Source organism: Pelatocladus sp. (assembly GCF_059505505.1).
In genome coordinates, this window is sequence record NZ_JCACKS010000084.1 from 1 (window position 1) to 10,222 (window position 10,222).

A 10,222-nucleotide genomic window follows, 5' to 3' on the forward strand; every position below is an offset into this window, starting at 1 on the left:
AAGTTGGAGAATTGTAATCTAAAATACTCGCAAGTGAGTAAATTGACACCAGTTTCTCATCCATCTCCTTACCCCATCGGAGAAATTTGTTACCATTGCGCTCTTGAATCTGACTAGGTGTAGGAATCAGGATTTGTTCAACAGCCTCATCAACAAAGGCATAAGTTTTGCAGCCAACCCCACAGATAAATAACTGAGCGATTGTCAAACTTAAAGGAATCTGCAATATGAATTTAGTACCCTGATGCAGTTCAGAATTAACTGTAATTTCACCTTGAAGAGATTTTAACTGGTTCCGCACTACATCAAGTCCAACACCACGCCCAGAGAGGTCATTGACCTGGGACGCCGTGGAAAACCCCGGCTCAAACAGTAAATTAGTCAGCTGAGTCTGGTTTAGATTATTTGCCTGTTCAACAGAGATTAGTTCTCGTTCTACTGCTCGTTGTCGGATCTGATCGAAATCTAGGCCATTTCCGTCATCCTGTACTTCAATTACGAGATATTTATTTTGGTGATAGGCAGAGATTTTGATTTCACCCTTTTCTGGTTTACCTCGCTGTTGCCGGACTGTTACAGGTTCAATGCCATGATCAAAGGCATTGCGTACTAGATGTAGTAAGGGATCAAATAGCTTTTCTGCCACAGCCTTATCGACTAGCACTTCATTTCCATACAGTTGCAACGAAATCGGCTTATTGTAGAGGGTTTTTAGCTGTTGCAGAATCTGGGGAAAGCGACCAAATATCTCACCTAGAGTTAACATTCGGGCTTCGATTAATGCACCCTTAGTGATGTTCAGTAGTTGCTGCTGCTTTTGTGATGTTTGCTGAGAGGATCGATTCAGTAGATCAATAGCTTCAGCAGTTTCTGCTAGTTGCACCGTATGATCTAGAAGTGATTGAATCAGGTAAGCGCTGTCATTGTGCTTTTGAGTAGGTACAACACCTGACGATCGCATAGCCTTAGAGGCTTTGCGGGCTTTCTTGCTAGAAGATTTGCCAATTGTTTGCGATCGCTCTAGCAAGCTAATCTGATGCTTGTATTGGTCTTGAAGTTGAATGAGGAGTTTTTGATGCTGTTTTATCTGGTTGAGAAGCGTTTTATTGCTAGCTTGTAGCTCTTCAATCTGAAGCGACTGATGATTTTGGTTAGTGACTAGTTCTCCAATCGAGTAATTGAGTTCGTCTAGATGCTTAACACTAACCCGGACTATAGGAGACGGTGAAACTTGATCTTTAGGAGGTAGAGGATTTACAGGACTAATCGATTGCTTCGGTTCAGGGGAATTGTAGACGGAACTGAAGTCTTGCTCCCAGTTTGCATCCTGTTCTAATTGTGTAAAAGCTTCTAAGTGTTGGTGAATAATTGGCTCAATTGGGCTTGTCTGTTGCCCCCAGATGCTTTCTATAGAGGGAATTTCTTGATCATCGTCGGTTTCAGAGACAGAGGTCAAAAAAAGTGTCTCAGATTCAGTGGTTTGAATAGCAAGTTGTTGTAACTCAATCGAAGGTTCACCACCTTGGACGCGATCGCCTGCTAGTACAGCAGCTTGTCCGACTTGTAAGTCTCTCAGAGCAAGCTCAGCGATGACTACTGCTTGGTGTGGCTGGTGATTCAAAGCACTAAGCACTGCTTGGGCGATCGCTCCAAATCCCGATAGATTCAAAGACTCAGCTAAACCCAGGAAAACTTCAGCTTGAGTCCGCAATAGGCGGGCAATTTCTTCGGGCTGACCATTGTCTAAAATCGTGGCAATTTGCTCTAAGCGCTGAGTCACGCCCACTTCAAATAGGGATTGGGTTAAATCGAAGCCTAACTCTGCTGAGGTCGGAAGGTATGCTTCCTGAGCAAAAAAGTCTCCTAATTTTTCTTGTAGTCGGGCAAAAATAGCAGCAGTTCGATCTAAAATTTCAGCCTGATTTACCGAACCACCAGTAAGTTCAGCAACTAAAGGTAGTCGTAAACATTCAAATCCCTCAAATAGTAAGGCTTCAACTTCTGGATCAATAACCACATTGGGTTGACACAGAGCTTTAAAAATATCTTCTAGAGAGTGAGCTACCGTGGCAATGGTTTCTAATCCCACGCTCGTTGCTGCTCCTTTCAAAGTGTGGGTAGCTCTCATTAAGTCATTGACTTGATTGATACCACAATTTTCTCTGAGGTTCAACAAACCTTGTTCCAAAGCTTGTAAAAGTTCTGGTGCTTCTTGTAGAAAGTACGGATACGTTTGCTCACGAATAGTCGGGTCTAGGGACATGCTATTTGAGATTTTGGATTTACTATCTGGGGGATCGGGGATTGGGGAAAGGGGATAAGAGGTAATGGGGGTTGAGGAAAGGGGATTGAGGAAAGGGGAGACAAGGGAGAATAATTTAATCCCAATCCCCGAACGCAAGTGCGTCTCCTCTGGAGAATCCCCAATCCCCGATTCCCGATCCCCGATCTCCGATCCCCTTTCCCCGATCCCCAACAAATTTAGCTGACTTTGAATTGTTCGCTTTTGGATTGGAGGTCTTGGGCTGTTGTTAGCAGTTCTTTAAAAGATCCGGAAATTGTTACAGAATCTTTAGAAGTCTTGTTGGCAATGGCTGCAACTTTTGTCATGATTTGAGTTACTAATTGACATTGCTGAGTCTGTTGTTGGGTTGTCTGAGTGATACCTGTGACTCGTTGGCTAATTTGAGTTGTGGCGTTTACAATCGCATTGAGATTCTGACGGGCTTCATTCACAACAGTAGTTCCTGATGTCACCTGTTGAATACCCATTTCCATAGCCCTCGAAACTTCTGCTGTATTCAGTTGAATTTCTTGCACCAGTTCCTCAATCTCAGTGGCTGCATTTGCAGACTGACGAGCGAGCGATCGCACTTCGTCAGCAACGACGCTAAAACCACGCCCAAATTCTCCAGCGCGGGTGGCTTCGATTGATGCATTCAAAGCCAGCAGTTGAGTTTGAGTTGTAAAACCACTGATCAAGTTAACGACTTTGGAAATCTTCTGTGACGATTCAGAAAGGCGTAGAAGTCGGTGGTTGGTTTCGATCACTGTTTCTCGGATTTCTTCCATCTCATCAACAGTGCGATCAATGGCTGCATCCCCTGCAATCACGGTCTGGTTTGCTTGTTGGACTGCGGCCTCGACTTCCTGAGCGTTCATTTTTACTGCTGCGGTCGAGCTAACCATCATCTGAATTTGTTCGAGGGCTTGTTCAAGAGCTTGGAATTGGTCTTGAGCTTGAGCTGCAAGCTTAGTAATCGCAGAGCCATTTCCTTGACAGATTTGAGTAACCTGATTTGCAGCGCTTTGCATTTGGGTGACGATTTGCCGTAAGCTGCTAATCGTGTTGTTATAAGCATCGGCGACGGTACCTACCTCTGTGTCTGTAACGGGAGCGCGGACGGTGAGATTACCTGCTAATGCAGGTCGTACTGCTGTGAGTAATTGAATCACTTCCTGTTGCAGCTGTTCTTTGGCACTCTTGTCTCGGTAAGCAGCTTCCGCTAATTGTTGTGATTGGTGTTGCAATTGCTTTATATACTCTCCCTGCTGGATAGCAATGTTGAGTTGAGCAGCAATTTGTTTGACAAATTCTACATCTGTTTCCTGCCAATACCGAGGCCCGCTACACTGGTGGATACAAAACAAGCCCCAAAGTTCTTCCCCTTTGAGTAAGGGTACAACTAAGTTGCCTCGTACTTGAAATTGAGAAAGAACATCGATATAACAATTTGGAATATCTGCTTGATAAATATCATTGATGACACAGAAGCGTCCTTTTCTGTATTGTTCAGCCATCTGTTTGCTGAAGCAATGATCTGTGACTTTGACTGCTAAGGCTGAAATATAACCTGGTCTGACATCTTCGGCAATGGTTTCTCCGTTCTGGTAGTTAGATGCGGTATCAAATTTGAAGAGTGCAACGCGATCAACTTCCATGAAATTACGGATTTCTCGAGCCGTAGTCTGAAAGGTTTTCTGTAAATCGAGGGACTGCCGAATCCGATCAATTGTCTTACCAATTAAATGTTCCCGTTCGGCTGTCTTGGTCAGCTGTTGTGATGTAGTTTGCAGTTGTTCGATGTAGTCTATTTGTCGCATTGCTACATCTATCTGCACGGAAATTTGTTTCAAAGCTCTGACTTCAACATCTGTCCATGAACGAGCTTCACTGCTTTGATAAACGCCGAGTAGACCCCAGAGGTTGTTACCTTTAAAAATAGGTGTGATCACATAAGCTTTAACTTCTATTGCTTCTAAATTTTCGATCGCATCAGGAGAGTGACCAGAAGTGTAAATGTTATTTACCACTGTGCTTTCACGACGGCGATTCAAATCTTCTGGGTTTGCAAAGACAGCTGCTATATATGACTGTTGCCAAGTATCCAAGCCTTTGGTTACTGACTCTGCAACCAGTTCGCCACTACCATCAACATTGTAACGATACATGGCGACGCGATCGCATTTTAGTAACAGCCTAACTGCTTGGTTGGTAATGCGAAAAATGGTGTCCAAGTTCTGGGATTGGAGAATCTTAGGAATGAGTTGGGCGACTGCGTGGTCTATTTGAGCAGCTTTAGCCATCTGCGTGGCTTGTGTTTCTAGCTGTAAAATGTATTCTCGATTTTGCAGAGTTTCACCTAACTGTTGAGCAATCCCACTGAGCAAGGTGACATCAATTTCTAGCCAATGCTTGAAGTTGCTGTGTTGAAATGCACTTAATAAACCCCAGAGTTTTTCTCCTTGTTTAATAGCAACAATCAGGCAGGATTTAACGCCAAAGTACTCCAAGGTTGTTAAATGACAATCAGTCAAACCAGCAGTATAGACGTTATTAATAACGTATGGTTCGTTGTTACAAAATCTGCCGCCTCGGTGTTCTTGGATATACGTGTCTTCCCAAGCACTACCCACTAGTTTGGGCCAGCCCCCAGACTCGGACTCAAAAATAAAGTCACCGAAATAGTCTGGGCGAAATTTATAAATGGCGACTCGCTCTACACCTAATAGTTGTCGCACTTCTTGCACGGCTATTTCGCAAGTGCGGTCTATGTATGAAGCAGAGTTCATCTTTTGGATGATGCTAGGAAGTGATTGTTTATACTTTGTCGTTTTAATTTTTTCTTCTAACAGTTCTATCTGCTGTAAAGCTACTCCCAAATGGCTACTAAACTGAGTCAGAAGTTTAATTTCATCCTCTAGCCAGTGTCTGGAGTCGCTGTGTTCATAAGCACAGAGCAAACCCCAAAGTTGTTGTCCAACAAAAATAGGAGCGATCGCACAAGCTTTAATCTCGAAGTTCTTAAAGGCTTCTAAATAACAACTACTGCCACCAATAATATCATCAACGTCATCTACTACGTAGGGTTGATTGTCACGAAATCGACCACCTTGATGTTGCTGAAGATAGGTATCTTTCCAAGTCTGACCAACTATTGAGTGTAAATTCAGAGGTTTAGACTCAAAGACAAAATCACCAAAATAGTCGGAGTGGAACTTGTAAATGGCGACTCGCTCGACATTGAGCAGTTGCTGTACCTCTCTAGTTGTAGTCTGGAAAATATTTTTTGAATCCATTGTCTGGCGAGTCTTTTCGCTGACGCGAGCTAATGCTTGCTGTTCGTTGCGAAAAATTAATGACTGCAAACTTAGCCTCAGTTCAGTCACAATCTGGTAGAGCAGGCTGATTTCCTGAGCTTCCCATTGGCGGGGATGGGAACATTGCTGCACCACCAATAAGCCAAATAATTTATCTTTAACGAATATTGGCAAGCTGAGGCTAGCTTGCACCTGAAACTGGTTGAGCAGTTGACATTGGTAAGAAGTCAGACCTGTGTTGGCAATATCGTCAATTGCAATGAACGGTTGTTGCTGATAGTCGTCTAGCTGGTTGGCTCCAAAGGCAATTATGGGTAAATATTCCTTCAGGGTGGGTGTATAACCATTGACTATCGACTCTGCTAAGACAACACCTTGGTTTTGACTCTTAATGTAGTATAAGAATACTCTTTCATTTTGTAAGTATTGCTGGACTTGAGTAACTACAGTTGTGAACAGAGTATCAATTGTTTCTGCCTGGCGCATTTGTTTAGCAATGGTAAATAACCAATCCAGACTAATAGAATCTTGGCTCCGGGCTGGTACACTACTGTTACTACTTCGCAATGATGAGTTACCAAAAGAAACAGGGTTGAATCTTGATTCTGATTGCTCTAAGTTCTGCATAGTTGCATTTTCATTTACATCGTCTAATTGATACAACTCTGGTGAATTGACATCCAGGCTTAAATCTTCAGTTTGTTCAGTAATTTCTTGGTTGTCTTGGGTATCACTTTTCATGAGTTGCTTCATGAATCGTGCAATTGGAGAATTTAAGGCTCTCTCTCCTGATGATTTTTCCATAAAGGGCAATGAATAATGGCTTGGAGGTCTAAGACAGCATCGCTGCACCCAGGTATAATTCCTTGGATCAGTGGTATGAGATCAGGTGTAAATAATCCAAATGGCACTACTTGGAGTTGCTCTAAGTCGTGTAATTCAATGTCGTTGACTTGTTGTACTGCAAGTCCAAGTGATTGGTGATTGATTTGAACCACTATGATTGTTATGGCAGTTGAAATTGGCTGCAATTGCAATAGGGATGAGTAACCAACAAAGTTGTTAAAATCCAACAGCCAAAGCATTTCCCCTCGCCAGTTGCATATTCCGATGATGCAATCGGGCATATCCGGAATAGGCAAAATTTCTGTCACATTTATTTGAATAATTTTGGCGATTTGCTCTAAAGGTAACAGCACACTGTCTTGGATTCCTAAAGGGAAGCGGAGTAGACGCACTCTAGTGTCAGGGGGAAGTGGATCTAATATCAACGCTTCCAGGCTGTTGGTTGCTATTAGCTGTGAGTCAGATGATTGCATCATTGCATCTCCTATACAGCAGTTAAGCGCAAGACTGTGTTTGTCAATTCTTTTTGATCTACTGGTTTGGGGAGATAAGCATCCGCTCCTAGCATAGCGCCCCAAAGTTTGTCAACTTCTGTTCCCTTGGTCGAACAAATCACAACTGGGATTTGTGAAGTATTAGTATGAGTCTTTAGTTCACGGCAAAGCTCAAAGCCACTCTGCCCAGGTAAAATGACATCGACAATTACCAGATCAGGTTTTTGTTGACTGAGCTTAATTCGAGCTTCTTCACAATTTGTGGCGCTGACTACTGATAGACCAGCTTGTCTAAGATAATGAGTCAGTACTTCAGTTTCTGTCAAACTATCTTCAACTAAAAGAACCGTGATCATATTTTTATTGTTATACATGACACCAAATTCCTGCAAATCCACACTCCTAGTCTTGAAGCCAATTAGCTTGAAATAATAGCTCAGGGGAAGCTCACCGTTAGCCTTCGACTTTGCTCAGGCTAAAATCCAAAATTCTCAATTCCTCGGATTTATCCGTGGGGTCAATCCAAAATCGTTCGACTGAGCGCTCACGACCAAGTCCAAAATCTAAAATCTAAAATCCAAAATCGTATGACCCCTATTAAGCAGATAAGGGCGAAACTGGCAGATATTGTCGCAAAGCAGATAACACCTTTCCCGGTTCGATTGGCTTTGCTAAAAACCCTGAAGAACCAACAATTTTTGCCCGCACCCGATCAACAATACCATCACTGCTGGTAATAATAATTATCGGGATGTTTTTAAACGATGAAATACGGCGGATTTGAGCGCACACTTCATAGCCGTTTGCTACAGGCATGAGTAAATCCAAAAAAATCAAATCTGGTTTATGCTCTAGCAGCATTGGTAGTGCTTGTATGGAGTCTCTAATATTGATAAATCGATAGCCAGCAGGAGCAAGAATACGCCCCATCATCTCGCTATCAAATCGACTATCTTCGATATAAGCAATTAGAGAGCCAGTGACGGGCTTAACGTAGAAGTTGATGTCTCCAACGTGGGTTAATCCCATCATGCCTTGGTTAACATAAGGCATTATCGATTGCGTTAAAAGTAGTAGGGGTTGTCTTAACTTGGCAGCTAAATCTCTTAGTGTCCAATTACCATTGGCCATCGTGATCAGATTTTTGTAAACAGACTGTGAAGTATTTTGTTGCAGTCCTTCGTTATCCCAAATCACGGGAGCCAGATTAGGAGAGAAGCCAGCTAAACCAGCTTTTTGCCAGATTGTCCAAGCTTTTAATGCATGTTGCCAAGCTTGATCAAGCTGGAGGGAAACCAGTTTTGAGTCAATTAGCTCTTGTGGAAATTTGCTGTAAGCAAGTTGCATTTCTCCATTTTGGCGAGGTAGGTGTACTGCCTGGATAATATCGAACAGAGTCTCTAAAATGTTTCCTCCGATAATTGCTGCTAATTTTGCTTGCGATATTTTTCCCTGTTTTACCTGATTTACTAAAGAACCATAATCCCAATTCTGAGGACGCTCTGTTTTTTGTTGGCACAAATCAGCTGCTAAATGTGGACAGTGTTGATGTAGTTGTCGATTCCAACGACGCAACGGATGTAATTCAGCAGCGCTCCAAATTAAACAACCTTGGTGAAAAAATAAACTCCATATAGCTGCTTGGTTGCCTGAAAAAGTAAAATCTAGCCGACCAGAAATTTGATCACGACTACAAATCTGAATATATTTTGCTAGATCATTGCTATTTTCTATTTTGTAAATAGTTATTGGCAGATCTATTGACCTGACAGATGAAGGAGTCAACATTGTAAAAAATTTTATAGTTGAGATTAAGCTTATGTCTAGTTGCAGCCCCAGATATTTTGCATGAAAGTTATGCATGGAATTATTGATGTGATCCCATGCTGTATATACTCAGTTATTGATGTAGCTCAATAGTACTTATCCCCGACAGGAGATAAGCTTAATTAAAACTCTATGATTATTGAATAGATGTATGGCACCCTTGTATTTTAATCACCTGGCACCCCTTACTCTAAGAGTTGTAAACTGCAATCTAGCCTTTAAATACAAATATAAGTCTACGGTAATCTGGTTTGATTTATGAACTTACTCATCAACAGAGGGAACAAATAATAGGGAACAGATAATATCAAGAGTAGTGAGTTTTTTCAAAAATCAAATCTGATACAGAATATCAGAATATATAGTATATATCCAGAATCATATATTATCAATTACTAAGTAAATATTCAAGTGCATTTATATTAATTATCTTTTTAATGTCAGGCAATTATCAAGTTATCAACCAAGAATTAATTATAGAAAGCTATTGATATGTTTACTTTGTACATTATTGAGTATTTCTAACAATAACTACTTCAAGTACTTAATGGTTTATAGTATCATAAATGACTTAAATTATAGAGTTTCTGAAGAATACACGTCACGTAATGAATAATCGTTGAAAAATAGGTATAAAATTTTTAAATTGTTGAGTATATTTATGTAAATAAATAGTAAATATATAGGAAAAAGTTTGCAAGATTGTGTCTATTAATACGATAACTTACTCTATATAATATAAATAGTGTTTTAGCTAAGTATCATTTTTGCGTTGTTTTCAATATGCGATCGCCAAATTGATTAACTAACAATACTGCTCGGATAAGACCAATCGATTGACATTTAAACCCACCAGAGACGTGAGACCTCTTGCAAAAGTCGAATGAACCCCCCTCAATCCCCCCGTGAACGGGGGGAAGATTTAGTTCCCTAAGCGTTTACGCTTAGGGTTAGGGTGGGGTAAAAATATTTTTGCAAGAGGTCTGTGATATATCGCGTCTGGTACAACCCCAAAATTATGATGAAAAATCCTATCTCTTGCAGTATTGGATTAACTAAGATCTTGCACCTGGCGACTAGAAGTCACTGCTGTCACATACATAACGCGTAGCGACCACCTACGTAGGTTTATAATCCTTGAATTTTCGTTAGTCCGCGTAGTACTCTGTCAAGTTTAAATTTATAGTATGGATAAGAAAGTTTGTAGTGAGGACTTAAGTCCTTATTTTTTAAGGCACGCGCATTACTTACTAAAAACCCTTAATTCAAACTTGACAAACTACTAGGCGAACTTGGTTTGTGTAGCCGCGCAGGGTGAACATCGCTGTTGTTTTTTCAGAAATTGGGATGCTCTCGATTTATTTGAGTCGTCTTCAGACGACTTGTGCTATTAGCTAAGGGTTTAAGCTGTTCAGCATTTAAATTGGGTATAATAAAAAGCCGAATTCAGTAAA

Annotated in this window: 5 protein-coding genes; all 5 read right to left on the reverse strand. The window is 41.2% G+C overall.

The window, feature by feature from the left end; all coding sequences use genetic code 11:
* On the reverse strand, nucleotides 1–2,263 hold a 2,263-nt coding region (locus tag AC5JMK_RS07825), incomplete at its 3' end, for a chemotaxis protein CheA (RefSeq protein ID WP_495909802.1).
* Nucleotides 2,264–2,481: 218 nt separating this feature from the next.
* A complete protein-coding gene (locus tag AC5JMK_RS07830; RefSeq protein WP_495909803.1) occupies nucleotides 2,482–6,342 on the reverse strand; it encodes a GAF domain-containing protein in 3,861 nt (1,286 codons plus the stop codon).
* Nucleotides 6,343–6,374: 32 nt separating this feature from the next.
* Entirely contained in the window at nucleotides 6,375–6,923 is a 549-nt protein-coding gene (locus AC5JMK_RS07835; RefSeq protein ID WP_096678586.1) for a chemotaxis protein CheW, read from the reverse strand.
* A gap of 8 nt (nucleotides 6,924–6,931) precedes the next feature.
* Nucleotides 6,932–7,297 (reverse strand): response regulator, encoded by a 366-nt coding sequence (locus AC5JMK_RS07840; RefSeq protein WP_096678588.1) that lies wholly within the window; start codon nucleotides 7,295–7,297, stop codon nucleotides 6,932–6,934.
* Nucleotides 7,298–7,538: 241 nt separating this feature from the next.
* Nucleotides 7,539–8,729 carry a response regulator gene (locus AC5JMK_RS07845; RefSeq protein WP_096678590.1) on the reverse strand — a complete coding sequence of 397 codons (1,191 nt, stop codon included), beginning with the start codon at nucleotides 8,727–8,729 and terminating at the stop codon, nucleotides 7,539–7,541.
* Nucleotides 8,730–10,222: the final 1,493 nt, after the last annotated feature.

Coding starts and splice junctions, on each gene's coding strand:
- AC5JMK_RS07835 (WP_096678586.1), bottom strand. CDS start 6,923: ATGATGCAATCATCTGACTCACAGCTAATAGCAACCAACAGCCTGGAA.
- AC5JMK_RS07830 (WP_495909803.1), bottom strand. CDS start 6,342: ATGAAAAGTGATACCCAAGACAACCAAGAAATTACTGAACAAACTGAA.
- AC5JMK_RS07845 (WP_096678590.1), bottom strand. CDS start 8,729: ATGTTGACTCCTTCATCTGTCAGGTCAATAGATCTGCCAATAACTATT.
- AC5JMK_RS07840 (WP_096678588.1), bottom strand. CDS start 7,297: ATGATCACGGTTCTTTTAGTTGAAGATAGTTTGACAGAAACTGAAGTA.